Raw genomic sequence first — 25,342 nt, 5'->3', positions numbered from 1 at the left:
TAAATGGATTTTTTTATTACATTTTATTTATCTTCATCTTTTAAAAACTGACAAGGTAACAAAAATGCAGTTAAATAATCTGCCGAAATTTCATCTGGCACGGTAATCTCACATTGAGCACGTCCATCCCAATACACCTTCAGTTTTTCACCTTTGTTCATTCCGGTCAGATAGGCATATCCGTCATCATTTACAATCCCAATTTCCCGTTGGCTTTCATTAACAACAGATGCCCCAAAAGGTGGAAATGAACCATCAGGCAAACGAACAGTTGTCATAGCTTTGAGCCCTGATATAACCTGGAATTTACGATAGCCAATCGCGCCTTCCGTCAATGTTGCCAATTGAACAGAGCGCAACGCCTCTACATCGTCCGGCAATTTGTCTAAGTCAATATTTGCGGTATTACGGTAGTAATTGTTTACATCTGCCAGCACGGCTTTACCAAAATGGTTGGTATATACTGCCGAACCGAATGCGCGGACAGGAACATTGCGAACACCTTCTGTATCCACCATCAGCCGGGTTGCGCCAGGCATATTAGTGCGATGCAAAACTGCACCATTGGCAGTGACAGTGACTCCCCCTTGCAAGCCAAGTGCTGCGGTAGTATTGCCACCATTCTGATAACTGGCGCTGGCAGTCAGCAATGCCCGATCACCATAGTGGGTGTAATAACCATTTGCTGACTCCTTACCATGAATGTTAGTACCTGCTGATATGCGATAGTTACTGCGATCATCAATACGCTCAAAATAACCCACCGAATGGGAATTTCCTTGACGATTGGCCATTCCGTTATAGCTGAGTGTGCTACTTTCTCCCCACGGAATAGAAAGATTCAGATACATACCGTCATCTTTTTTATTGTCAAAATTGTTACGGTAGGCTGACAGGTTCACATTGATATTTTTATAACGTCCAATATCAATATATTTAGACAGGGAGACGTTATAGTGATCGTTTGCTGACCGATTCCAATAAGTCTGATGGCTATAGCTGAGGTAAGCACTGAGACCAATATCTGTAAACTGTTTATTGAACATCACGGTATACATCTCTTTTCCACTATCGGAAGAAACGTTGCGATAGCGGCGATCGATATATTGCCCCATGTTCATAAAGTTACGTTCAGAGAAACGATACCCAGCAAAAGTCACCTGGCTATTGTATTGATCAAAACGTTTCGAGTAACTGAAACGATAAGATCCCCCCGTAAGGGTTTTGTTCTCTCTAGGCAATTTTGCCCTTGATTCCGTCACATCAAACGACAACGCACCCAACACCATCAAGTCACGACCAATCCCCAGTGATAAAGCGTTGTAGTCACCTGATCCCAAAAAACCACCATACAATGACCAGCCGTTATTGATCCCCCAGGAAAATTCTCCGAGACCAAAGGCCGGCCCTTCACGACGATGCTTATCATTGGTAGATTGCCCACCAACCAGCTTGTATTGCACACGTCCGGGACGTGTCAGGTAAGGGATCGTTGCGGTGTTAACCTGAAACTGCTGTACACTTCCATCCTGCTCTTCAACTCTGACATCCAAAGCGCCTGACACTGCATCACTGAGATCCTGGATGCGGAATGGCCCTGACGCAACCTGAGTTTCATACAATACTCTCCCCATTTGGCTAACCGTCACCTTGGCATTGGTTCTCGCGACACCTGTAACTTCAGGGGCATAGCCACGTAAGTTCGGTGGTAACATATTCTCATCAGTTACCAAACTGATACCGGTATAACGGAAGCTATCAAAGAGATTAGAATTGAGGTAATCCTCTCCCAACGTCAACTTTGCTTCTAAACCAGGGAGTGCACGATACAGGTAGTAACGACTCCAATCCCAATCGCGGCGCTCTTTGCCACCTGATCGATGTGAGTTATCTGCGTCATCATGTTTGGTCTTGAAACGATGATATCTGGCCTGCCAGTCAGCCCGAAAACGCCATGCACCAACATTCATGCCCGCCGTTCCGTTAGCACTGATCTGTTGGTTATTACGACCACCGGTCGGTTTCGATGTTTGCGCATTAACGTTATAGTCAAACAATAATCCGGTTATCCCCTCATCCCAACGGGAAGGAGGATCCCAATCCGGCAAGTTATATTCCAGATAGATTTTAGGAACAATCAGATACAGCGTATAAGTGGCCAACTCTCCCCTTGCTGACATGCCCGGCAGTGTATTGAGATCAAGACATTTTCCTTCATTCTGCCAACTTAATTTTTCTGCCCACTTTGGTTTAAGAGCAATTTGTTTGACTAATTCGGGGGATATACAAGCTTCACTACCTTTAGAATCATCAGCCGAAGCAATAAAATCGATAGAATAGATATCCGGAAATTCCTCCTTATTCATCCGAACAGCCATCATATAATTCCCCGGCATGATATAACCTGCCCGAGAGAACTGTTCTAAATTAATATTGCCGCGTTCACTGATATCCAGAGCATCAATATTGAATTCAATTGGCTTAGAATAGGCGATCTGAATACCAGATACCACAAACAATATCAAAGCAGAAAGAGGTTTAATTCCAGATATTAAATGTTCTATTTGTATTTTATTTGTTATCTTATTTTTATTAATCACGTATTTTTTATTAAAGGTGTTTTTCCTATTACTGTTCTTTTTTTTATTAATAGAAGAAAAATAATGATTCATAGAATCTGAAAACAAAGCCATAACATCCTCTGAGCAATGAATCGTTAATAACCCAATTTGAATTTAGCTGTTACCTGATACTGCCAAGTCTGTATGCGTATAGGACTATCGCCTAATAGATCGCATCATTAAAGTTCATCGCTCTCACTTGAGGATCCTACAGATACCGGGGATTGCAGAGGTAACCACATGCACTGCTTATCCGTAATATATTACGTTCTCTGTTTGTGATTCACTGAATTACCGTATAGCGGGAAGTAGAGGAAACATGTCACCATCGGTAGCCATTAAAAATTAGTTAAAATGGCAAAATATCTTTATTTTCCGAATACCACCAATAGAGAACACCATAGATTAAATCAATAAAAAAGGGTATTTCAAATTACTTCTATGGGAATAGTTCTATTAATGCCATACTCTGTTGACTCAATTGACAATAATATTGATTTATATCAATAAGAAAAAGCACATTACAGAATATTCTAATCACGTTCTGCTAGCATATTAGTTCCCAGAAATACCCTAAATACGCTATCAAGAAACCCAGTAAATCAATAGCAATGAATTTCCTGATGTTCAATTACCAAAATTATCTAGTCAGTAAAAATATTACTGATAGTTTAATGTAAAGTTAGCAATAGCAGTGAAGTTACCAGGGACAACTGAGTTCTCACCTTTCTCATCACTCAAGTTAGTACCTTGCAGGTGTGCTGCGAACTGCAGATCATTGTTACCTTCGTGCAGAGAAAGTAGTTTACTTGCTGTTCCCAGAGGCAGTCTGTTATTACCAGCATCAGTAATAGCAATTGCCGCGCCTTTTGCTGTTCCTTCAATACCTAAATAACCAGACTCACCACTAGCCATAGAGCCAGTGAAAGTAGTTTCTACACCTTTCAGCGTCTGTGTAGTGCAGTTTTCTAATTCAATTTTGAAAAACTTAGATTCTGAACGCCCTTGCTTTTTCAAGATGTGGCTGGAAACAGCCCCCATATCAACTTCAACATTGGTATTTTTAATTGAACAAGGTGCATCAATGATAGAACCAGTAAATGTAACCGTACCATTACCTTGGTTAGCCGCATTTGCAGCACCTGTAGTTAAAGCCACACCAAAACCTAAAATCATTGCCAATTTATTCATTTTCATAATCGAATTTATACCTTTTAATTAAAAAATGACAGACTGATATACAAAGAGAAACCGAAGTACAGAAATTAATTTCTGATACTCAGAATAATTACTATTTAGTTTTTTGACAGATAGCTTGACTGATTCAAATAAACCAAACCGGCTGTATCATTCTACACAAAAATCCTTAAGTCAAATTTCAGCTGATAAAACTGGCAATGCTCCTTAACTGCGTATGAAATATGAGTTTTTATCAAAAAGCATCGATAAGAAGTAGTATATTTTACTGTCAATTTTGTGAATTTGGGTTATTTTCCTAAATTATATCGAACAAAGATGAATAGTTCAGGATCTTAGTTTGTGTGTTTTTATTGAGCAACTTTATCTTTCCGAAAAAATAGTTATATAATTATATCAAGATAATTATTAAATATAGTTTTTACTATTGTCTTTATGGCTTATATCAAAATAAAAACAAACCATTTATCCAATCCATACAATTAACAAGCTAATTATAATATAATTAAATCATTATTTTTTATTTAACAGATTTATTTTTTGTTAAATTAATTTTTCCATTCTTTTTACAGGTAAATTAATGTGAAATGAAATGGCAACTGAATAAATAGATGAGAATCATTTTTAACCGATCTGTTCAAATAATGTATTAATTTGAGCAACAAAAAAGCTCTCCCCATTATTGAGAAGAGCTTTTATTTTTAATCAGGGGATAAAATTACTTAGGCTTTTTTAATTATCACCCAACAAAATAGACTCAAGTGCAATTTCAATCATGTCATTAAACGTTGTCTGACGCTCTTCAGCGGTAGTTTTCTCACCTGTGCGAATATGGTCAGAAACAGTACAGATCGCCAGTGCTTTTGCACCAAATTCGGCTGCAACACCGTAAATACCTGCTGCTTCCATTTCAATACCCAAAATACCATATTTTTCCATTATATCAAACATTTGCAGGTCAGGGGTATAGAACAGATCTATAGAGAAAAGATTGCCAACACGTGTGTTGATATTTTTCGCTTTAGCTGCATCAACCGCATTACGAACCAAATCAAAATCGGCGATTGCCGCGAAGTCATGATCTTTAAAACGCACACGGTTGACTTTGGAATCAGTGCAAGCCCCCATACCAATCACAACATCACGAATTTTAATGTCTTCACTCACTGAGCCACAGGAGCCAATGCGAATAATCTTTTTGACACCAAATTCGGTGATCAATTCTTTCACATAAATGGAACAGGATGGAATGCCCATTCCGTGTCCCATCACTGAAATGCGACGGCCTTTGTAAGTACCAGTGAAACCCAACATACCACGGACATCGTTAACCTGACGGGCATCTTCTAAAAAGGTTTCCGCAATATATTTTGCACGTAGTGGATCACCTGGCATCAGAACAACATCAGCAAAATCGCCCATCTCAGCATTAATATGTGGAGTAGCCATAAATCTATTCCTTGTTTTTATTAAGTAGTTAAAAATAGGTAAATATCGAGGCAGCCAATAGCTGCCCCCAGAAAAATCAGAACATCGCTTTACCATAGTCCATTGGTGTCAGGTCGAAATATTTCGCCACTGTCTGACCAATGTCAGCAAATGTTTCACGATGCCCCAATGAGCCAGGTTTCACTTTTGGCCCATAAACCAGCACTGGAATATGCTCACGAGTATGATCTGTGCCTGGCCAGGTCGGGTCACAACCATGGTCAGCCGTCAGGATCAGAATGTCATCTTCTTTAACCTGCTTCAGCATTTCCGGCAAGCGGCGGTCGAATAGTTCAAGCGCTGCCGCATAACCTGCCACATCACGGCGATGACCATAAGATGAGTCAAAATCAACAAAATTGGTAAACACAATTGTGTTATCCACGGCCTGTTCCATTTCAACCAATGAAGCATCAAACAAAGCATCAATCCCTGTTGCCTTGACTTTTTTGGTAATACCAACATTAGCGTAAATATCCGCTATCTTGCCAATGGAAACCACTTCGCCCTGTTTCTCATCAACCAGTTTCTTCAGAATGGTTGGGGCAGGAGGCTCAACCGCCAAATCATGGCGATTACCGGTACGTTGGAAATCACCCGCTTTATCACCCACAAACGGACGGGCAATAACACGACCGATGTTATAACCGCCAATATTCAGTTCTTCACGGGCGATCTCACATAATTCATACAGTTTATCCAAACCGAATGTTTCTTCATGGCAGGCAATCTGGAAAACGGAATCCGCAGAGGTATAGAAAATCGGCTTGCCGGTTTCCATGTGCTCTTCTCCCAGTTTGTCCAGAATAACTGTACCGGAAGAGTGGCAATTGCCCAAATACCCTGGGAGATTAGCGCGCTCAACCAATTTATCCAGCAATTCCTGCGGAAAGCTGTTTTCTAAGTCCTGAAAATAACCCCAGTCGAACAAAACCGGAACACCAGCAATTTCCCAATGACCTGATGGCGTGTCTTTACCAGAAGAAAGTTCACTTGCATAGCCATAGGCACCAATAATGTCGGCATCTTTGTCTAAACCAATCGGGAAAGTTCCGCTGGACTCTTCTGCCGCTTTACCCAGCCCCAAGCGGCTCAAATTGGGCAACTTCAATAATCCCTGACGACCGATATCAGCTTCACCACAGGCACATTGCTCCGCAATATGTCCTAAAGTGTTAGATCCTTTGTCACCAAATCTGTCTGCATCTGCACTCGCACCAATGCCAAAGGAATCCAATACCATGATGAATGTACGTTTCATAATTTTCTCCTGCGTCAATTCACGCTATCAATGCGGAAACTGCCAGCTATTAAAATCTATTTTCAGTGCTTATGTTGGTTTATCCACTGATATGACGATAAACCATCTGTGTGGTGACTTTCGTTTCTACATTTGATTCCGCTGCCAAAACATTCGTCTGTTGTAAAGCTTTCTGTTGTAGAACAAGCGACTTACGCACAGTCTCCGCCGCTGTATGCCACTCATCTTCACTATTGGCATGGATCGTCATCAGAGGGGTATCTGTGTTGACTTCTGAACCAAGTGCAATAATACCACTCAGTCCCACACTGTAATTAATCGTATCCGTAGCCTTACGACGGCCACCTCCTAACGCCACCACGGCCATACCTAATGCCCGGGTATCCATCTCTGTCACAATGCATTGTTTTTCAATAACACGCTTTTCAGCAAATACAGGTCTGCTGAAAGAGGCCGTCGGCAAATAATGAGTATAGTTTTCAACAAAATCGACCGGCCCTTTTTGGGCAGCAACCATACGTCCAAAAACTTCTGCTGCTTTACCACTGTCGAGAACTGTCTGTAACTTACGATATGCAGTATCACGGTCTTCTGCCAATTTACCTGATACCAGCATTTCAGCAGCCAATGCCATAGTGACTTCAAATAACCGGGGATTACGGTATTCTCCCGTCAGAAACTGAACCGCTTCACGTACTTCCAGTGCATTACCCGCACTGGATGCCAGCACCTGATTCATATCGGTTAACAATGCGGTTGTTTTGCAACCCGCACCATTAGCTACCGCAACGATGGATTCCGCCAGTTGTTCCGATTGCTCATAAGTCGGCATAAATGCCCCGGAACCTACTTTCACATCCATGACCAAGGCATCCAATCCCTCAGCCAATTTTTTGCCCAGAATAGAAGCGGTAATCAGCGGAATAGCGTCAACAGTAGCAGTAATATCACGTGTTGCATAAAAACGCTTATCCGCAGGTGCCAATGAATGAGTCTGACCGATAATCGCAATGCCAACATCCCGGATAATGTCACGGAAACGATGTTCATCAGGGAAGATGTCAAAACCGGGGATGGATTCTAATTTATCCAACGTTCCTCCGGTATGCCCCAGTCCGCGCCCTGAGATCATCGGGACATAACCTCCACATGCTGCTACCATCGGCCCTAACATCAGGGATGTTACATCACCAACCCCGCCCGTCGAATGTTTATCAACAACCGGGCCATGCAAATTCAATTTATTCCAATCCAGAACTGTACCGGAATCACGTACTGCCAATGTTAAAGCAATACGTTCCTCCATCGTCATATCACGGAAATAGATGGTCATTGCTAATGCGGCGATTTGCCCTTCGGATACCGTGTTATCACACACTCCGTTAATAAAGAAACGGATTTCTTCTTCGCTCAGTGGATAACCATCTCGTTTTTTGCGAATAATTTCCTGTGCCAAAAACAAAGCTACCTCCCAATCATCATTATTATTTGAAAAGAATGGCAGTAATGCACCTTATCTTAGCAAACCTTCAATATGTCGTTATTGATCTCAATAACGACTGTTTTCAATAAATGATGGTTCTAAATAACGGTTTTCAGTAACTACTGCTTTGCTTTTGCCCCTGGTGCCCTAACGTTGTCAATAAGCTTCCCAATAAACTGGAAGCACCAAAACGGAAATGGCGGGAATCTACCCATTTATCACCCATGATCCGATCTGCCAGAGCCAGATATTGTGCTGCTTCTTCTGCGGTACGCACACCGCCCGCAGGTTTAAATCCAATAGTATCACCTACCCTCATATCACGGATGACACTGAGCATGATCTCTGCACTTTCCAGTGTCGCATTCACGGGTACTTTTCCGGTTGAAGTTTTAATAAAATCTGCTCCCGCTTTAATTGATATTTCAGATGCTTTGCGGATCAGATCAGCTTCTTTCAGTTCGCCGGTTTCAATAATAACTTTCAGCCAAACACCTACTTCAGCGCAGGCATCCTTGCAGGCCTTAACCAAGTCAAAACCAATTTGTTCGTTACCCGCCATCAATGCACGATAAGGGAAAACAACGTCCACTTCATCTGCACCATAAGCAATGGCTGCACGGGTTTCCGCTAGTGCGATATCAATATCATCATTACCATGTGGGAAATTGGTAACAGTGGCAATACGAATGTCAGGTGTTCCTTGTTCACGTAATATTTTACGTGCAACCGGAATAAAACGTGGGTAGATACAGATGGCTGCGGTATGCCCTGCCGGACTATTCGCCTGATAACAAAGTGCCATCACTTTCTCATCAGTATCATCATCATTGAGTGTTGTTAAATCCATCAAACTCAGCGCACGCTGAGCAGCTGCGGTTAAATCGGTCATAGAACTCTCCAACGGTATTATTGTGGCTCAATCAGTTCACACATTCTTTAAACGCTTATGTTGGCGAGCGGACTTGGTTCCTTGAAGATGTTGCGATGATTATATTCCCCCGCAACAACAGAGTTCCTTCTCTCCGCACATATTTCTTTAGTTTGTACTGCCCCCGACAGGCATCAGCTTAATCCATGAAATCTTAGAACATCATTATTTGAACATGTCAACACACAATAATGAGTGTTTAAAATCACATTAATTGGATAAGAATTGCAACGATAATCATTTCATTGTGAAATTAATCACAATTATTAGCCTTAAGAAAAATAAAATGCAGGTGAGATCAACTCACCTGCATCCAATTTAGTATACGTTTCCTAATCAGATTTCTCTAATTATTATAGAGAAAAGAAGAATCCGGCGATTGTGGCACTCATCAGGTTAGAGAGTGAGCCAGCCAATACGGCTTTCAGACCAAAACGCGCAATGTCACCACGGCGGTTTGGCGCCATACCACCCAGACCACCGAGTAGAACGGCAACAGAAGACAAATTAGCAAAGCCACACAGTGCGAAAGAAATAATCGCTTTGGTGTGATCAGAAAGTACCTGCAAACCCGCTGCTTTAACTACGTCATCTGGTTTCAGATATTCACCAAAGTTCATGAATGCGACGAATTCATTAACAACCAATTTCTGTCCAATGAAAGAACCCGCAACTGTTGCTTCATGCCACGGTATACCAATCAGATAAGCAATTGGCGCAAACACCCAGCCCAGAACCAGTTCCATCGACAATTGAGGATAACTGAACCAACCACCGATGCCACCTAGCATACCATTCAACAAAGCAATCAATGCAGTAAATGCCAACAACATTGCACCTACATTCAGAGCTAACTGCATACCGGATGCCGCACCAGATGCCGCCGCATCGATAATATTAGCCGGACGCTCTTCAGCAGTAACCAGAGACATTGCATCAACAGTATCGTGTGTTTTTTCAGTTTCTGGCACCATCAGTTTTGCAAACAAGAGGCCACCCGGTGCTGCCATGAATGAAGCTGCGATCAGGTATTCCAATGGAACGCCCATGGATGCGTAGCCTGCCAATACAGAGCCTGCTACAGAAGCCAGACCACCACACATAACAGCAAATAGTTCAGATTGAGTCATGGTCGCGATATAAGGACGAACAACCAGAGGGGCTTCAGTCTGACCTACGAAAATATTCGCTGTTGCGGACAGAGACTCTGTACGTGATGTTCCCAACAATTTTTGCAAACCACCACCAAGAACTTTGATGATAAACTGCATAACGCCGATGTAATACAGAACTGCAATCAGAGAAGAGAAGAAAACAATGACCGGCAGAACACGCAGAGCAAAAATAAAGCCACCGCCGCCGAACAGTTCAAACATTTTGTCAGAAACCAATCCACCAAAGATAAAATCAGTTCCCTTCTGACCATATCCGATTACATTGGAAACACCTTTTGACATTCCGCCCAGAATGTCTTTACCTGCCGGCACATAAAGTACAAATGCCCCAATAGCTACCTGAATAAGAAAGGCGCCGAGGACAGTACGGATTTTAATAGCTCGGTAATTACTGGAGAAAAGTACTGCGATAAAAATCAGCACTACCATCCCTATCAGGCTCATAATGAGTTGCATTGGAAGAATCCCTGTTCACTAATTGAATTAAAAATATGTCAGTTATTTTGTGAGTTCCTACTGACACTGTGTGTGGGGGCGATTATACCTAGTAGTAAAAAAGAACAAGCAACTAACATCACAAATTAATACAGCAAAAAGTAATATAAAAACAGAAAATGAGATCTACATCACATATGACCATGCTATTTACAAGGATTTAGATAATTTTGTGGAAAAAAAGGGAGAAATAAGAAGATAATGCCAGTTAAATATTATTAATGTTTATTTAAGACGGAAGACCGCCTTTTACCTGACAAAAAATTGCCTGATTTTTACTCAAAAGAAACTAGCTTAATGCAAACAATGTCATGCTATTTTGATAAATTTGGTGGGAAATTTCATCCGTAGACTCAGGACGCAATTCACACAATGCAGAAAAAACCTGAGCAACTCTTTCTGGTCGGTTTGGTTGCCCCTGAAACCCTGATAATGGCATATCAGGTGCATCCGTTTCTAACACAAGAGATGACAGCGGTAATCGTGCAATCGTATCACGCGTCTTTTTTGCTCTCTCATAAGTAATAGTTCCACCAACACCAATGTAAAAACCCAAACGAATAAAAGCCTGTGCCTGAGACAAGCTTCCGGCAAAGCCATGGATCACCCCGGTACGTGGCACACTGTGTTTTCGTAACATTGCTGCCAATTGATCGTGACTTTTGCGGGAGTGAAGTATCACAGGCAATTCATACTTTCTGGCCAGCATGAGCTGCGCTGCCAATAGGCTTTTTTGCTTCTCAAACTGAGGTTCCGGCATATAAAGATCAAGCCCGATTTCACCTACCGCTACACAGTTAGACTGCTTTTCCTTGAGTTTCTGCTCCAGTTCATCCAGATGCATGTCATGATGTTCATTGATATACAAAGGATGTAACCCAAACGCAGCATGAATTGAATCATGGGTAGCGGCCAGATCGGCAACACGTTGAAAATTCACCTGACTGACTGACGGGACAATGATTTTTTCTACCCCTGTTTGTCTGGCACGTTCTAAACTTGCTGTTTCATCGTCAACAAAAGGGAAAAAATCAAAATGGCAATGTGTATCGATAAACATTTACTTATCCATCATGGTAATACCCGTCAGTGGAGTCGGGGTAATATCATTCACCTCAGTTCCCTCAATCTCCGGGCTATTCATATTGTCCAAAAAGCCATTGTGCCTGAAACCATTACGGTTCATTTCATCATGATTTAAGCCATTGCGACAAACACCATAACTTTTACGTTCTGCTAACCCGAATTTACCTCCGACAAAAGTATGTCCGATAGTTGCCAGAAAATACCGCCCACAGCGCCGCCCCAAGTAATAATCCTTATCCAATGCACTAATCCTGCTTCCCAGTGCCATTGTAGCCAATGGTGCTGGTGGATAAATTTCGAATACCTGCACATCATCCGGCGGATTTTCAATAAATTGCTGTGTCCGATAGTAGCTTTTAGCATGCAGCTTCAACATCTGAATCATCTTTTGTGAGCTACTGCTTTCCAGCCAGCGCTCTATTCGTTTAATCCACTGTGGCGTGTAATAAAGCTGTGAAGGCACTGTTCTGACCACCACAATGGTATCTGCACCACGGCGATAAGCCTCTTCTACTGGGATAGCATCACAAATGCCACCATCCTGATAAACAATGCCATCAAGTGTCACGCCATTGCGATAAAAACCAGGTATAGCGCTGGAAGCCTTTATAATCTCCATCCAATTATTTTCCTCAGGATGAAAATAATTGGCTTCAAAATCATCCACTCGACAGGCACACATATAGAATTCACGCCCTGCATCAAAATGTCGCATCGCAATAGGAATATTCAAGGGTGATTTTTCAGAAACGATATCAATATACCAATCCAGATCGATTAGATGCCCACCCCGGACAAAGCGCAACAGATTAAAAAAGGTAGTATTAGTTGTGTAATTTTTAATTACCTTACGGGCATATCCTCTCTGACCACAGATATAAGCAGAAAGGTTCTGCGCTCCAGCGGAAGTGCCAATAAACAATTCGAACGGGTTAAAATCAAGCCGGAGAAATTCATCCAACACACCTGCGGTAAAAATTCCTCGTTGCCCACCACCTTCACAGACAAGTGCAATTTTTCCCGGCTTGATCCGTGATGTATAAGTTAACGGCTCTATATTACCCAGCGTAATCGGAATATGTTTCCCCATAATCCCCCCTACAAAGTCAATGCCAGTTTCAAAATACAATTTGAGTTATACTCTCCGTTTTTCAAGTTGCCTCTTTGTTGTTGGCTGCGATGCCCCTTGACATCCATTGGGTATATGACTGTCTATCAGTATATAGTTATGCAAACAAAGTGCTCGTAAAAAACAGTGTGCTTGTAAAAAACGATGTATTTATGAGAATTGCATTAAATAATGAAGATTAATTCACTAACAGGCAAGCATTTGCTTACTCTCTGAATAGACTGCACATATCATGCTCTTGAAAAGATAATCGCTTAATCAGGTTGGGTTTTATTTGGAGAATAGGAACAAAAAGAGTGGCCTATTATCTGCCACTCCATCAAAATACATTTTATTTTCTGATAGTTAACGTACTATTTACGAATTTTACACCATCGACTTGATGGGCAATTCTAATCACCCGTTTAACCTGCTCTTCATTTTTGACAAAACCGGAAAGATAAACTACGCCTTTTTCCGTTTTCACTGAAATATCGTTACTATTAATCCCTTTATATTCCAGTAACTTTTCTTTTATTTTGGCAGTAATAACACTATCATCAAAAGAACCACCTAATTTTTTCAGTGAGTTATCAATTTTTTCCTCTGCATTCTTGATTGAAGAATCAATTTTTTGGCCCGTATTCTCTAACGCTTTATCTTCTAATATTTTATTTTCTAAAGAATTACCTTCTATAGTACTGCCTGAAGATGTTTCTGCGGCTGATACGCTGCCATTTATTAATATCGAGCCTAAAACCGAACCTAAAACAACGGCCAAGAGTGAGTGTGTGAACTTTAATTTTTTCATCCTACTACCTTCCCTTAACTAAGCCAAATTGTTAAAAGATGATATATCATCAAATTATGGGGATGAAATGGACTTTACAATAAATAACGTATATTTTCTAAGCCAGAAAATTATGCTTTAAATAAAGCATAACCAATATATTTAGAATGGAGTAACAAATTAAAAAGAGCCAACTACTTGTTGGCCCCGAAAAAATATTAGTGTTCCCGCGTCTTACGGAAAACAATATCAGGATAACGTTCACTGGTCAGATTTAAATTAACCATGGTTGGTGCAATGTAAGTCAGGTTATCGCCACCATCAAGTGCCAGATTTTGCTCACTCTTGCGTTTGAACTCTTCTAGTTTCTTGACATCATTACATTCTACCCAACGTGCAGTAGAAACGTTGACAGGTTCATACAGTGCTTCAACGTTATATTCACTCTTCAAACGAGCAACAACGACATCAAACTGAAGTACCCCCACTGCCCCAACGATCAGATCATTATTGGTTAATGGGCGAAATACCTGTACGGCTCCCTCTTCTGATAACTGAACGAGACCTTTCAACAATTGTTTTTGTTTCAGCGGATCACGCAACCGGATACGACGGAACAATTCAGGGGCAAAATTTGGAATGCCTGTGAATTTCAGCTCTTCACCTTGAGTGAAGGTATCACCAATCTGAATCGTGCCATGATTGTGCAGGCCAATAATGTCTCCCGGATACGCATCTTCAACATGGGAACGATCTCCGGCCATAAAGGTCAGTGCATCCGAGATAACCACATCTTTTTTGGTGCGTACCTGACGCAGTTTCATACCTTTTTCGTATTTACCAGAAACAATACGCAAAAACGCCACACGGTCACGGTGTTTCGGATCCATATTGGCCTGAATTTTGAAAACAAAACCCGTGAATTTTTCTTCTTTTGCAGTGACTTCACGTACATCAGTCTGACGAAGCATTGGCATCGGTGCCCATTTAACAAGGCCATCCAACATGTGATCAACACCAAAATTACCGAGTGCAGTGCCGAAAAATACCGGGGTTAATTCACCTTGTAAGAAGGCATCCAGATCGAACTCGTGTGATGCACCTTTGACCAGTTCTAGCTCTTCACGTAACTGATTAGCCAGATCCTCACCAACTGCCGCATCCAACTCAGGGTTATCCAACCCTTTAATAGCCCGGACTTCCTGAATCGTATGCCCCTGACCGGATTGATACAGATAAATTTCATCCTGATAAAGATGATAAACCCCTTTAAATGATTTACCACAGCCGATCGGCCATGTGATCGGGCTACAGGCGATATTCAACTCGTTTTCAACTTCATCCATCAATTCCATCGGATCGCGGATATCACGGTCGAGTTTATTCATGAATGTCAGGATCGGCGTATCACGCAGGCGGGTAACTTCCATCAGTTTACGGGTACGATCCTCAACACCTTTCGCAGCGTCAATTACCATCAAACAACAGTCAACCGCAGTCAGAGTACGGTAAGTATCTTCGGAGAAATCCTCATGCCCGGGAGTATCCAGTAAGTTAACCAGATAATCACTATAAGGGAACTGCATTACCGAAGTGGTAATGGAGATACCACGTTGCTTTTCCATCTCCATCCAGTCTGATTTAGCGTGCTGATTGGAACCCCGGCCTTTTACCGTCCCCGCTTTTTGAATCGCCTGTCCAAACAGCAATACCTTTTCAGTAATAGTCGTTTTACCCGCATCGGGGTGAGAAATTATTGCAAAGGTTCTTCGCTTGGCGACTTCTTGCAAGAATGAGGAATTTGACATTAATTGAAATCTTCCAGTCTACGCGCGGATAGCTACCGTTTGTGAAGCACAGAATAACGCTTCACCTTCGGATCCGGCATGTTAATCGTGATTGGCGCTTATTTTCTCTGAACTTGGCATTATAGACAACCAATGATGTTCAAGATGGTATAAAACTTCGTTACTCTCCAAATAATGGCAACGCCATAATGATTGCGTCTTCTTTTCCTGTCGCGGTTGGGTAATAGTTTTTGCGAATAGAAACCTCGTTAAATCCCAAATCTTCATACAAACGAATTGCCGACCTGTTTGAACGTCGTACTTCAAGCCACAGTGTATTAATCTGTTTTTGAGGCAATACATCGATCAAGTATTTCAGCAATGTTTTCCCATGCCCCTGAGATTGATACTCAGGATGAATAGCAATATTAAAGAGTGTCGCTTCATCCAAAACACACTGCACTATTACAAAACCAATCATCTGGTCATTAAGCGCGATTTTGTAATTGAGATAACGTTCTCCCTGATTAGAGTAAAAAGTTTTTTCACTCCAGGGAAAAGCATGGCTGGCCTGTTCTATTTGAAATGCAACGGGAAGATCAACGGGAGTTAATAGAGAAATATTCTTCATAATGGTAAATTTGTTGCCAAAGAGCGCGTTTTGCATCCCCATCAAGGGATAAATCATTTAATGCAGGGCTTCTCAAAGAAATCCCTTGTATTGATAAGGTAATATCAACCCCCAACAGCCAGCATGGGCAATGGATTGATTCCGAAAGTAACTCAACGTCTTTTGTCGTGATGCAATAAACTGATGAGACATTAATCCCCATGGCTGTGAAAATATCAGCAAATAATGAATGATTTAAGTCAATGTGATCATGGCTAATGATCAACAGACGGGTTGAGTCAGGGATGAGGACAGATAATTCACCTCGCAGGGTCGCAGGGCTACGCAAAACCCATTGGATGATGCCTAATCGAGTCAGTGATCTGTCACGCTTTGTCATCGTGTTTTATTCCATCAGCCATAAAAAATAACAGGTAATATATACCTAATAGATTTCAAGTTGCAGCCAACAAAACTGCAACTTGAAAGATGAAAGGTATATTATCAGAGGGCTTATCTCTGTGCCAATCAATGCGGCATCTCAGTTTTGCCCACAGATAATTATTACTGGATAAAGATTTATAAGGAGCTAATCATAGATGTCAGTATTAACATCGGCCAGTGAAGTTATCCTGCGCCATCAAGAGCAATTCCGCTCCCATCATCTGCTTTTTGCTGGTGACCTTCAGGATACTCTGGCAACGGAAATTGAAGCTGCAAGTGTGCGAGTACATACTAATCAATATCATCACTGGCAGTCGCTGATCCGCACACTGGGTGATAATGCCTCGTTTGGTCTTACCGCGGACAGCACATTTGTCAAAGGATGTGATACGCTGATTTATTACTGGTCAAAAAGCAAGCATGAAGCACGTTTCCAACTGCGTAGTCTGTTTTCCATTTTGCCTGTCGGAACCGATATTTTTATTGTCGGCGAAAATCGCAGTGGTGTTCGTAGCGTTGATAAACTGATGGAAGGCATTGCCACTTTCCGCAAAGTAGACAGCGCCCGCCGTTGCAGCCTGTTTTACGGTCAACTGGAGTATCAGGTTCAATTTGATCAGAACAATTGGTGGAACAGCTATCAAGTCGGCGATGTCACCGTCAATACATTGCCCGGCGTATTCAGCCAGGATGATCTGGATGTTGGCAGCCGTCTTCTGCTCTCTACATTTGATACACCGATTTCTGGCAGCCTGCTGGATATCGCTTGTGGCTCTGGTGTTTTAGCAACGGTGTTGGGTAAAAATAACCCCGGCTTGTCACTGACACTCAGCGATGTCAATGCAGCAGCTATCACATCCAGTAAAGCGACATTGAAAGCGAATAAACTGGAAGGGAGTGTCATTACCAGTAATGTTTACTCCGCTATTGAAGAAAAATTCGACTGGATCATTTCCAATCCACCATTCCATGACGGCCTGAAGACAAGTCTGTCAGCGGCTGACGATATGATCCGCATGGCACCCAAATATCTGAAATATGGTGGTAAGTTCCGGATCGTAGCAAACGCTTTTTTACCTTATCCAGAGCTGCTGGATAGCGCTTTTGGTAGACACGAAGTGATTGCTCAGACAGGTAAATTCAAAATTTATCAAGCCACCAAGAAGTAACGAATCAAACAGCCATTGCCCTTCCCAAATGGGTGGGCAATTTCAATATGTCGATTTTTGCATCAATCATGCTTTCTCCCGATAAATAATGATTGACGTCAGCCGTAAAATCTCTAGAATGCGCCTCCGTGCTATCTGTTTAATTGGTTGTCTTTAAATGATAGTGTCTGAATTTGCGAGGGTGGCGGAATTGGTAGACGCGCTAGCTTCAGGTGTTAGTGTTCTTACGGACGTGGGGGTTCAAGTCCCCCCCTTCGCACCAAGTCAGACAGCTATTAGTTAAATGAATCAACCGGATAAATCAATTAAACAAACCAGATAAATAGCAGTATCTGCGAGGGTGGCGGAATTGGTAGACGCGCTAGCTTCAGGTGTTAGTGTCCTTACGGACGTGGGGGTTCAAGTCCCCCCCTTCGCACCACTGTTAATATTTATCTGCTCATCTCTTATATTCCATACTCTCTTGCTTTTTCTTTCTCACATTTTCTCTCTCTTTTCTGGTTTTATCCTTGTAATACATCTTATTGTTCTCAAAAATGAAAGTGCCCTAAACAACGCAAGCCAGCAAACAGGCTACACGTCACAACAATCCCGGCGGGGAGAAGCAAAAAATGGCGGGCATTACGATGTAACAATAGCAAAAGCGTTAAAATCATTGCCCCCTGGATGCTAATTTTAAATTGTTCTAACCCTGCTCCTGTTATTACTAATGCGAATGCAACCAAACTGGATAACAGAATACCCCACAATCCCGTAATGCTGTGCCAGACAGTCAGCTTTAGATTCCGCTTTGCACTGTTCATAATCAACCGCCAAAACAAATGATAATGATTCCCACTATCATATATTGTGGCATCTTAATCACAAATTAAAAATCTATAACAACATTCATTACCTTATTATTTCAATTCCATCGCATTACGTATGGTAAAAAACAAATCGGTTTGATCAGTTAAGCCAACAACATTGGCTGCATAAGGGCCATAAGCGGCAACACGTAATTGTGTTCCGGTATGATTTTGTTCGTCTTTTTCTGAATTGCCATAGTTTACAGTGATGACTGCACCATCTTTAGTAATCAATGAGCGAGTCAGCCCGGGGGATTTAACATCGGGTTCAATAATCTGGCTGGAATGGGCATGATCAGCCGTAACTATAACTAAGGTGTCTCCATGTTGCTTTGCAAATTTCAAACCCGCTTGTACAGCTTCATCGAATGCCACTGTTTCCCCAATTTGGGCACAAGGGTTAGCTGCATGATCTTGTTTGTCAATCGAAGCACTTTCTACCTGCAATAAGAAACCATTTTTATTGTTTTTCAATAAATCAATCGCTTTTTCTGTTAGTTGTGCCAATGTGGGTTCAGCGGAATTACGATCAGTGTTAATTTTACACTTCACTGGCGCTTCATTAATGTTGCCGTGATAAACCGCTTTTGGCCCTTCCCAGATTACATCCATATTTCCATTATTGAACAATCCCAACAGCGGTTTTTTCTGATTGGCCTCTTGAATACCATGTAATGATTTTATATCCGTTACCCATTGATACCCTTGTTCCAGGGCTTGTCGTTTCAGAGTTTTTCCTTTATTAGCGCCGGATAACGATTGTTGCTCAAAACTTTTAGCACCACCTCCCAAAGTAATATCGGGACGCACAACTAAAAGCTGTTCTGTAATAGACCCTTTACCACCGTTTTCCAAAGCATCGGTAGGGCATTTTGCCAAAGTTTCCCGTGGGCCATAGCATTTACGGTTTGTGACATGGGCATACAACGCGGCTGGTGTAGCATCCTGAATTTCAGCAGTCGTAACATTCCCTGTCGCTTTTCCGTTTTTCTTTGCTAACTCCAGTAATGACTGATGAGCTTTACCAAAAACATCAATGCCCAACGCACCATTATAGGTTTTCGTCCCTGTTGACCACGCAGTGGCAGAAGCCGCAGAATCCGTGACATAGTTTGGTTTCTTCGTCTCTTTATTCAGAGAGTAATGAGTGTATTGTCCAGTAAAAGGCAGTGCATCAATTCCCTTAAAAAAACCACCAGCGCCTTGTGAATAATTGCGAGCTAACGTGATTTCAGAATCCCCCATACCATCACCGATAAACAGAATAACATTCTTCGCTTTCTTGTTTCTCAATGCTGCCTTAAGGGCATCCGTTTGATCTTCGGTAAGACGACGAGCACCACCAAACTGGGTTATATCTCCACGAGCTAAACGAGGTTCTGCCATGATGTTCCCTGTATTACTGGCTCGTGCAGATAAACAAGTTCCTGACATTAATATGGCGATAGTAAGAGTTAGCAAGTTTTTTGTGTAATTACGGGAGGGGATGTAGCTATAAGGCATAGAGTATTCCTGACTTTCGGGAAAATTAAACAAAACACTATAAATATGAATTTCTCCCCCAAATAGTGAACACCTAATATGACATTACTGTGAAAGATTAATAACACATTGATGACAATTTCTTGCAATATGTATTGGAACCATGTGAATACCCAACAGATTTCAAAATACAACCCAACGGCTAGGCCCGATATCTTTCAGGTTGCCCCGTTTACACTCTATGAGACAACCTGAAATCTGTTAGTATAAATGGCCTGTTGCTATCAATACCGCATCATGACCGATTTCAGTTCTGTGTAGTGCTCAATGAATGCCTTGCCAAACTCACGACCAATTCCTGAAGATTTCATACCACCAAACGGAACTGCGGGATCAAGGAACGTGTGCATGTTAATCCATAAAATACCCGCCCGAATACGTGGGATCATGCGCATTGCCTTACTTAAGTCGTTTGTCCATAAACTGGCAGATAAACCGAATGGCGTTGCATTCATCATGGAAATCAGCTCTTCCTCACTATCGTAACTGAGGAAAGTCCCTATCGGGCCGAACGTTTCTTCTTTCATTAATGTATCTTCGGCGCTTTTCGCACGGATCACGGTTGGCATAACAAAGAAACCTTTCCCTTCCAGGGCACGGCCACCATATATGATTTCATTCCCCTCCTGACGCGCTTTTTCAAACAGAGACAGAATTTTTTCGTAATGTTCTTTGTTTGCCAAAGGCCCCATCTCTGTTGTTTCATCAAGAGGAGAGCCAATCTTCATCGCAGACAAACGTTCAGAAAGTAATTTCAAAACCGCATCCATGTGAACAGAGGGAATATAGAAACGTTCCGCTGCTGCACAAATTTGCCCCTGATTCACATAACCAGCTTCCAATATTCCTTCAACAATTTTCTCGATAGACATATCCGCCAAGAAAGCCGCCGCATTTTTGCCTCCCAACTCCAACGTTGCACGGAGCAGGCCGTTTTCCATCACGGATTTACCAATCAGTAAGCCAGTAGGGACTGATCCCGTAAAAGTGACTTTGGCACATAGTGGATGAGTGAGTAGTTCCGCACCCACACCAGTACCAGAACCATTGACAATGTTGATCACACCATCAGGAATTCCGGCTTCCTTCGCCAATTCTGCTACACGCAGCATAGTTAAGGGAGTATACTCACTGGGTTTCAGAACAATCGTACAACCACAGGCCAATGCCGCTCCCAGTTTCCAGATAGCAATCATAATCGAGAAATTCCATGGAATAATCCCGACTACCACACCAACCGGTTCACGGCGGGTAAAGGCGGTATATTGTTCCCCTTTGAACGATGGCAATGAAACATTCAGCGTTTCACCGCTTATTTTGCTCGACCAACCGGCAAAGTAGCGCAAATATTCAGCAGAAGCACCAACTTCCAGCATCCGGGATAACTGAATGGTTTTTCCTGAACACAGACTTTCAAGCTGGGCAAGTTCTTCTCTATGTTTTTGCAGTAAATCCGCCAATCGAATCAGGCAATTACCACGTTCCATAGGAGAAGTCTGTGCCCATGAACCATGAAAAGCCGTTGATGCAGCTTCCATAGCAGCATTAGCTTCTGCCTGGCTTCCCCGGTTGACGGTAGCGATCACCTCATTAGATGCTGGGTTGACGACCGAAAAGATTTTTCCTTCCTGGCCACGAACAACTTGTCCATTGATATAATGGCCATGAGAACGTTGCAAAAAAGCTGTAACGGACTCTAGCAAAGTGATTTCACTCATTATATTTCCCTCTTGTCAGTCTGAAACCTGAGCATTGACACATGCCATATAGTGTTTAACGAAACGTTCACTGGTGATTTCCCACAGGACTTCAGTGCCTTTTGCCGCAAACCATGAGTCACCTTCGTGGTATTCGACCATAACCCCCGTTTTAACATCCGTCAGTTTCACGGAGCCTTCATGAACGGTTGCCATTTCATCAAAGGGATAAACCATCTTAAATTTTCCTTTGGTACAGGCAAAAATACCGCAAGTCAGGTTATCCGTTGGCTCTCCGTGGATCATTGCACCACTTGCCTGTGGATCACCTTCTACAACGATAGAACCAAGATTGGTGACACTACCAATTGGCATTAATTCAGGAAGTACTTTATCTAACAATAACGGCTTTATCATGACTTTTACCTTTCAGAATTTATTGTGCAAAAAAGTTCATGTACAAAAAGTGAAAATTCCAAAATCAATAAAACTAACGACGCCCTTTCCAATAGCCTGACGCTTGATGCCAAATCTTTCCGGCAGAAAGAAGCAAATGCCTCAATTTATCTTTGCCGATAATATTCAGATGTGGGATAGAACTTAGCAGTGAATAGCGCTCGGAGCCTTCACTCATGCCTTCTGCCAGTATTTTGCAGATAATATGGCTTGGCGTCACACCAAAACCCGAATAACCTTGGACATAGAACACGTTGTTATGTTTTGGTAAGGAACCTATTTGCGGGAAGAGACTGGCGCTACAATTCATAGGCCCACCCCATGCCAATTCAATTTTCACATCTTTCAGGTAGGGATAAACATCCAGCATCTGCTTACGGTTCCATTCTTTTAAATCCGAAGGAATATATTCGAGATATTTTGTCGCACTACCAAATAGCAATCGGTTCTCTTTAGTGACCCGGTAGTAGTTGATAACAGGATTGATATCACTATATGCCCCACGGATCGGACTGATTTTTTCTATCAGTTCATCCGATAATTCTTCTGTCATTAACTGGAATGCGTAAGTATTAATTGTTTTTTTGTAAATGGTCGGTTCAAGACCATTCAGAAAAGCATTGCACGCCCATAGCATTTTGTTTGCCCGCACAGAGCCCATTGCTGTACGAACGGTAACCCGTGAGCCATATTCCACGTTCAAAACCTGGCTGTTTTCAAAAATTTTGACGCCATATTCTGTGACCGCTTTGGCTTCGCCCAACAATAGGTTCAATGAATGAACATGTCCTCCGCCCATATGTTTCAATGCAGAAGTGTAAAGATCTGAACCAATGACTTTTTTAACATCTGAACCAGTATAAAGTTCGATCTCTTCATCAGGACTGGCTTCCCGAAATTCTTTCAGCCAGCTTCGCAGTGTCTTCTCTTGTCGGGAGTTATAACCCAGATAACCATAACCCCGGCAGAAATCCGCCTTGATATCATATTTGGCAATCCGGTCACGAATAATTCCAGCCCCCATATTGCTGATTCTAAATATTGTCTCCAGACCTTTCTCACCGACATGGTGTTTAATCCGATCCAAATCATGACCAATACCAGTCATAACCTGCCCGCCATTGCGTCCCGTTCCACCATATCCCAGAGTCCTTCCTTCCAAAATCGCGATATTGGTAATGCCTTTTTCTGCCAGTTCCAGGGCAGTATTGACACCAGAAAATCCACCACCAATGATAACGACATCAACATCCAGATCTTCTGTCAGTGTTGGGAAGCGGAGGTCATATTTTTTGGTGGCTGCATAGTATGTTAATGAATCGATCTGATTGTTCATATTACACCCCGTGAGCATCAGTCTATTCCCTGATATGCACTGCCAACAGCTTTCTATTCAGGGAGGTGTATCGCATTTATTTAAAATCGTTTATTCAGGTAATATTTGTTATTCAAGTGGAATAACAAAAGGGTACGAAAATAAATAATAAGTTAACAAAAACAAGATAAGTTCATCTGCAAATTTTTACTCCATATATGAATCACATGTATTAGAAATGCTCAAATCATTTGTTATTAGTATGTTAATTAAATCACAATAATTAAAGTCATTGTTAATAAGTTATGATTTTTATCAAGTCATTTTGTGATAGTCAGCAGAAGAATTTTTACTGACGGTGAATTATTCTTGATATGTATATTTGAGCACCATAACTTTTAGGCACCTTAAAAAGGAATAAATATGCTTCCTAAAAAAATTATCCTCGATTGTGATCCTGGTCACGATGATGCCATTGCCATGCTGCTTGCCCATGGGAACCCCGATATCGAACTCTTAGCTGTGACGACCGTTGTTGGTAACCAAACCTTAGATAAAGTTACCCGTAATGCGCTTTCCATTGCCCGTATCGCTAACATCCACAATGTTCCGTTTGCTGCGGGGTGTCATCGCCCACTGGTAAGAGAGATCAAAACTGCACCTGACATTCATGGAGAAACTGGTCTGGATGGCACTGAATTGCCTGAGCCTGTAATAAAATTAGATCCGCGGCATGCAGTTGATTTGATCATTGATATCATCATGGAACAGCCGCCTAAAAGCGTGACATTAGTTCCAACGGCAGGTTTGACTAATATCTCCCTTGCTGCCCGAAAAGCGCCCCACATTGTTGAACGAGTAAAAGAAGTTGTATTAATGGGAGGTGGTTACCATATAGGTAACAGAAGTGCTGTTGCTGAATTTAATATCTTGATCGACCCTGAAGCGGCTCACATTGTTTTTAATGAGAAGTGGCCACTGACAATGGTCGGATTAGATCTTACCCATCAAGCTCAGGCAACTCCAGAAGTGATTGAAGCAATCGCCCGGATAAAAACACGTCCGGCTCAGTTCGTATTGGATGCACTGGAATTTTATGGAGAAAGTTATCGGATATGGCAAGGCTTCAATTATCCTCCAGTCCATGATCCCTGCGCAGTCGCTTATGTCATTGATCCTACGGTTATGACTACCCAAAAAGTCCCCGTAAATATCGAGATGACAGGAGTTTTAACGACAGGTATGACAGTCGCTGACTTCCGCGTTCCTCCTCCAGAAGACTGCCATACTCAAGTTGCCGTAAAGCTGGATCAAAACAAATTTTGGCAAATGGTCATTGATGCCATAAATAATATTGGGGAGACAGCGCTCTGATAACATCATGTACTATATTCAATTCACCTTTGGGCATATAGTTCACAAAGTCCAAAGGTGATCTTACGCCACAGAGCTTAGACAGTGTCTTACCATGACTGATGAAATAATTTGTAGAAATTTTAATTAGAAGAAACAGAAGCCTCAAAACTGAACAGTTCATTCAACTCAATTTGCAATCCATTCGCAATGACATAAATAATTTCTAAGGTAGGATTTCTGACACCGCGTTCAATGCCGCTGACATAAGTTCGATCCAAACCACACTTATCGGCAAAAGCCTCCTGCGACATCCCGGCTTCTTTCCTGAGATATCTAATTCTTTGTCCAAAAACGGATTTGATGTTGTTCGATGTTTTCATCCGATAAGTATCGATTCATGTTACTTATCCGACCACGGACTATGAGTCACATTTAAATCTTAGTTATGTTATTATGTGTGACTCATAGTCTACTATTAATTCA

The 25,342-nt window shown here is 41.9% G+C and carries 21 protein-coding genes and 2 tRNA genes; 4 read left to right on the top strand and 19 right to left on the bottom strand.

Features of this window, described 5'->3' with window-relative positions; translation table 11 throughout:
• Positions 1-23 precede the first annotated feature (23 nt).
• The 13 genes from HGO23_RS03225 to HGO23_RS03165 all read right to left on the bottom strand — a co-directional run bounded on the left by HGO23_RS03225 (position 24) and on the right by HGO23_RS03165 (position 16,432).
• Positions 24-2,735: an outer membrane usher protein gene (locus tag HGO23_RS03225; RefSeq protein WP_244967940.1), complete on the bottom strand. Its 2,712-nt coding sequence runs from the start codon at positions 2,733-2,735 to the stop codon at positions 24-26.
• Between the two features lie 546 nt (positions 2,736-3,281).
• Positions 3,282-3,818 (bottom strand): fimbrial protein, encoded by a 537-nt coding sequence (locus tag HGO23_RS03220; RefSeq protein WP_099135621.1) that lies wholly within the window; start codon positions 3,816-3,818, stop codon positions 3,282-3,284.
• 732 nt (positions 3,819-4,550) lie between these two features.
• Positions 4,551-5,267: a purine-nucleoside phosphorylase gene (deoD, locus tag HGO23_RS03215; protein ID WP_209027953.1), complete on the bottom strand. Its 717-nt coding sequence runs from the start codon at positions 5,265-5,267 to the stop codon at positions 4,551-4,553.
• Between the two features lie 76 nt (positions 5,268-5,343).
• A complete protein-coding gene (deoB, locus tag HGO23_RS03210) occupies positions 5,344-6,567 on the bottom strand; it encodes a phosphopentomutase (RefSeq protein ID WP_209027952.1) in 1,224 nt (407 codons plus the stop codon).
• A 79-nt stretch (positions 6,568-6,646) separates the two neighbouring features.
• Positions 6,647-8,029: a thymidine phosphorylase gene (gene deoA, locus HGO23_RS03205; RefSeq protein ID WP_099135624.1), complete on the bottom strand. Its 1,383-nt coding sequence runs from the start codon at positions 8,027-8,029 to the stop codon at positions 6,647-6,649.
• Positions 8,030-8,162: 133 nt separating this feature from the next.
• Positions 8,163-8,942 (bottom strand): deoxyribose-phosphate aldolase, encoded by a 780-nt coding sequence (deoC, locus tag HGO23_RS03200; protein ID WP_099135625.1) that lies wholly within the window; start codon positions 8,940-8,942, stop codon positions 8,163-8,165.
• 392 nt (positions 8,943-9,334) lie between these two features.
• Entirely contained in the window at positions 9,335-10,600 is a 1,266-nt protein-coding gene (locus tag HGO23_RS03195; RefSeq protein ID WP_209028684.1) for a NupC/NupG family nucleoside CNT transporter, read from the bottom strand.
• A gap of 340 nt (positions 10,601-10,940) precedes the next feature.
• On the bottom strand, positions 10,941-11,711 hold the full coding sequence (locus HGO23_RS03190) for a TatD family hydrolase (protein WP_099135627.1): 771 nt from the start codon (positions 11,709-11,711) through the stop codon (positions 10,941-10,943).
• Complete coding sequence (locus HGO23_RS03185) at positions 11,712-12,827, bottom strand: patatin-like phospholipase family protein (RefSeq protein ID WP_209027951.1); 1,116 nt, start codon at positions 12,825-12,827, stop codon at positions 11,712-11,714.
• Positions 12,828-13,197: 370 nt separating this feature from the next.
• The gene (locus HGO23_RS03180) at positions 13,198-13,656 is read right to left on the bottom strand and encodes a BON domain-containing protein (protein WP_209027950.1); all 459 of its coding nucleotides are present in this window, start codon (positions 13,654-13,656) and stop codon (positions 13,198-13,200) included.
• A gap of 197 nt (positions 13,657-13,853) precedes the next feature.
• Positions 13,854-15,443 (bottom strand): peptide chain release factor 3, encoded by a 1,590-nt coding sequence (gene prfC / locus HGO23_RS03175; protein ID WP_209027949.1) that lies wholly within the window; start codon positions 15,441-15,443, stop codon positions 13,854-13,856.
• A gap of 160 nt (positions 15,444-15,603) precedes the next feature.
• Positions 15,604-16,053: a ribosomal protein S18-alanine N-acetyltransferase gene (gene rimI / locus HGO23_RS03170; RefSeq protein WP_099135631.1), complete on the bottom strand. Its 450-nt coding sequence runs from the start codon at positions 16,051-16,053 to the stop codon at positions 15,604-15,606.
• The gene (locus HGO23_RS03165) at positions 16,022-16,432 is read right to left on the bottom strand and encodes a DNA polymerase III subunit psi (RefSeq protein WP_209027948.1); all 411 of its coding nucleotides are present in this window, start codon (positions 16,430-16,432) and stop codon (positions 16,022-16,024) included. Before HGO23_RS03165 ends, rimI begins: the two co-directional genes overlap by 32 nt.
• Before the next feature lie 199 nt (positions 16,433-16,631).
• Between HGO23_RS03165 and rsmC the strand changes: the two genes are divergently transcribed.
• The 3 genes from rsmC to HGO23_RS03150 all read left to right on the top strand — a co-directional run bounded on the left by rsmC (position 16,632) and on the right by HGO23_RS03150 (position 18,066).
• Positions 16,632-17,645 carry a 16S rRNA (guanine(1207)-N(2))-methyltransferase RsmC gene (gene rsmC, locus HGO23_RS03160; RefSeq protein WP_209027947.1) on the top strand — a complete coding sequence of 338 codons (1,014 nt, stop codon included), beginning with the start codon at positions 16,632-16,634 and terminating at the stop codon, positions 17,643-17,645.
• A gap of 175 nt (positions 17,646-17,820) precedes the next feature.
• Positions 17,821-17,907: transfer RNA gene (locus HGO23_RS03155), tRNA-Leu, on the top strand.
• 72 nt (positions 17,908-17,979) lie between these two features.
• Positions 17,980-18,066: transfer RNA gene (locus tag HGO23_RS03150), tRNA-Leu, on the top strand.
• A gap of 109 nt (positions 18,067-18,175) precedes the next feature.
• Here the strand turns inward: HGO23_RS03150 and HGO23_RS03145 are convergent.
• From HGO23_RS03145 to HGO23_RS03125, 5 genes are all read right to left on the bottom strand, one after another.
• The gene (locus HGO23_RS03145; RefSeq protein WP_099135634.1) at positions 18,176-18,448 is read right to left on the bottom strand and encodes a DUF1435 family protein; all 273 of its coding nucleotides are present in this window, start codon (positions 18,446-18,448) and stop codon (positions 18,176-18,178) included.
• A 96-nt stretch (positions 18,449-18,544) separates the two neighbouring features.
• The gene (gene phoA, locus HGO23_RS03140) at positions 18,545-19,996 is read right to left on the bottom strand and encodes an alkaline phosphatase (RefSeq protein ID WP_099135635.1); all 1,452 of its coding nucleotides are present in this window, start codon (positions 19,994-19,996) and stop codon (positions 18,545-18,547) included.
• A gap of 263 nt (positions 19,997-20,259) precedes the next feature.
• Complete coding sequence (locus tag HGO23_RS03135; protein ID WP_099135636.1) at positions 20,260-21,753, bottom strand: aldehyde dehydrogenase family protein; 1,494 nt, start codon at positions 21,751-21,753, stop codon at positions 20,260-20,262.
• Between the two features lie 15 nt (positions 21,754-21,768).
• Positions 21,769-22,149, bottom strand: coding sequence for a cupin domain-containing protein (locus HGO23_RS03130; RefSeq protein ID WP_099135637.1), 381 nt, complete (start codon positions 22,147-22,149; stop codon positions 21,769-21,771).
• Between the two features lie 73 nt (positions 22,150-22,222).
• Positions 22,223-23,524, bottom strand: a complete 1,302-nt coding sequence (locus HGO23_RS03125; RefSeq protein ID WP_209027946.1) for an NAD(P)/FAD-dependent oxidoreductase — start codon at positions 23,522-23,524, stop codon at positions 22,223-22,225.
• A gap of 402 nt (positions 23,525-23,926) precedes the next feature.
• Here HGO23_RS03125 and uriH point away from each other — a divergent pair, with 402 nt between their 5' ends.
• The gene (gene uriH / locus HGO23_RS03120) at positions 23,927-24,877 is read left to right on the top strand and encodes a uridine-preferring nucleoside hydrolase UriH (protein ID WP_209027945.1); all 951 of its coding nucleotides are present in this window, start codon (positions 23,927-23,929) and stop codon (positions 24,875-24,877) included.
• A 122-nt stretch (positions 24,878-24,999) separates the two neighbouring features.
• On the opposite strand, the gene HGO23_RS03115 is transcribed toward uriH, so the two are convergent.
• On the bottom strand, positions 25,000-25,239 hold the full coding sequence (locus tag HGO23_RS03115) for a helix-turn-helix domain-containing protein (RefSeq protein ID WP_099135640.1): 240 nt from the start codon (positions 25,237-25,239) through the stop codon (positions 25,000-25,002).
• Positions 25,240-25,342: the final 103 nt, after the last annotated feature.

Source organism: Xenorhabdus budapestensis (assembly GCF_017743015.1).
Taxonomy (GTDB): Bacteria; Pseudomonadota; Gammaproteobacteria; order Enterobacterales; family Enterobacteriaceae; genus Xenorhabdus; species Xenorhabdus budapestensis.
The sequence above is the reverse complement of the archived record's forward strand: the minus strand, read 5'-3'. Positions and strand labels throughout refer to the sequence as shown.

What these genes read in the sequence shown, in the direction of transcription:
- HGO23_RS03220 (WP_099135621.1), bottom strand. Translation starts at nt 3,818, where the DNA reads ATGAAAATGAATAAATTGGCAATGATTTTAGGTTTTGGTGTGGCTTTA.
- deoB (WP_209027952.1), bottom strand. Translation starts at nt 6,567, where the DNA reads ATGAAACGTACATTCATCATGGTATTGGATTCCTTTGGCATTGGTGCG.
- HGO23_RS03185 (WP_209027951.1), bottom strand. Translation starts at nt 12,827, where the DNA reads ATGGGGAAACATATTCCGATTACGCTGGGTAATATAGAGCCGTTAACT.
- HGO23_RS03180 (WP_209027950.1), bottom strand. Translation starts at nt 13,656, where the DNA reads ATGAAAAAATTAAAGTTCACACACTCACTCTTGGCCGTTGTTTTAGGT.
- HGO23_RS03195 (WP_209028684.1), bottom strand. Translation starts at nt 10,600, where the DNA reads ATGAGCCTGATAGGGATGGTAGTGCTGATTTTTATCGCAGTACTTTTC.
- deoD (WP_209027953.1), bottom strand. Translation starts at nt 5,267, where the DNA reads ATGGCTACTCCACATATTAATGCTGAGATGGGCGATTTTGCTGATGTT.
- HGO23_RS03190 (WP_099135627.1), bottom strand. Translation starts at nt 11,711, where the DNA reads ATGTTTATCGATACACATTGCCATTTTGATTTTTTCCCTTTTGTTGAC.
- rimI (WP_099135631.1), bottom strand. Translation starts at nt 16,053, where the DNA reads ATGAAGAATATTTCTCTATTAACTCCCGTTGATCTTCCCGTTGCATTT.
- phoA (WP_099135635.1), bottom strand. Translation starts at nt 19,996, where the DNA reads ATGCCTTATAGCTACATCCCCTCCCGTAATTACACAAAAAACTTGCTA.
- HGO23_RS03145 (WP_099135634.1), bottom strand. Translation starts at nt 18,448, where the DNA reads ATGAACAGTGCAAAGCGGAATCTAAAGCTGACTGTCTGGCACAGCATT.
- rsmC (WP_209027947.1), top strand. Translation starts at nt 16,632, where the DNA reads ATGTCAGTATTAACATCGGCCAGTGAAGTTATCCTGCGCCATCAAGAG.
- HGO23_RS03125 (WP_209027946.1), bottom strand. Translation starts at nt 23,524, where the DNA reads ATGAACAATCAGATCGATTCATTAACATACTATGCAGCCACCAAAAAA.
- prfC (WP_209027949.1), bottom strand. Translation starts at nt 15,443, where the DNA reads ATGTCAAATTCCTCATTCTTGCAAGAAGTCGCCAAGCGAAGAACCTTT.
- uriH (WP_209027945.1), top strand. Translation starts at nt 23,927, where the DNA reads ATGCTTCCTAAAAAAATTATCCTCGATTGTGATCCTGGTCACGATGAT.
- deoC (WP_099135625.1), bottom strand. Translation starts at nt 8,942, where the DNA reads ATGACCGATTTAACCGCAGCTGCTCAGCGTGCGCTGAGTTTGATGGAT.
- HGO23_RS03130 (WP_099135637.1), bottom strand. Translation starts at nt 22,149, where the DNA reads ATGATAAAGCCGTTATTGTTAGATAAAGTACTTCCTGAATTAATGCCA.
- HGO23_RS03165 (WP_209027948.1), bottom strand. Translation starts at nt 16,432, where the DNA reads ATGACAAAGCGTGACAGATCACTGACTCGATTAGGCATCATCCAATGG.
- HGO23_RS03115 (WP_099135640.1), bottom strand. Translation starts at nt 25,239, where the DNA reads ATGAAAACATCGAACAACATCAAATCCGTTTTTGGACAAAGAATTAGA.
- HGO23_RS03135 (WP_099135636.1), bottom strand. Translation starts at nt 21,753, where the DNA reads ATGAGTGAAATCACTTTGCTAGAGTCCGTTACAGCTTTTTTGCAACGT.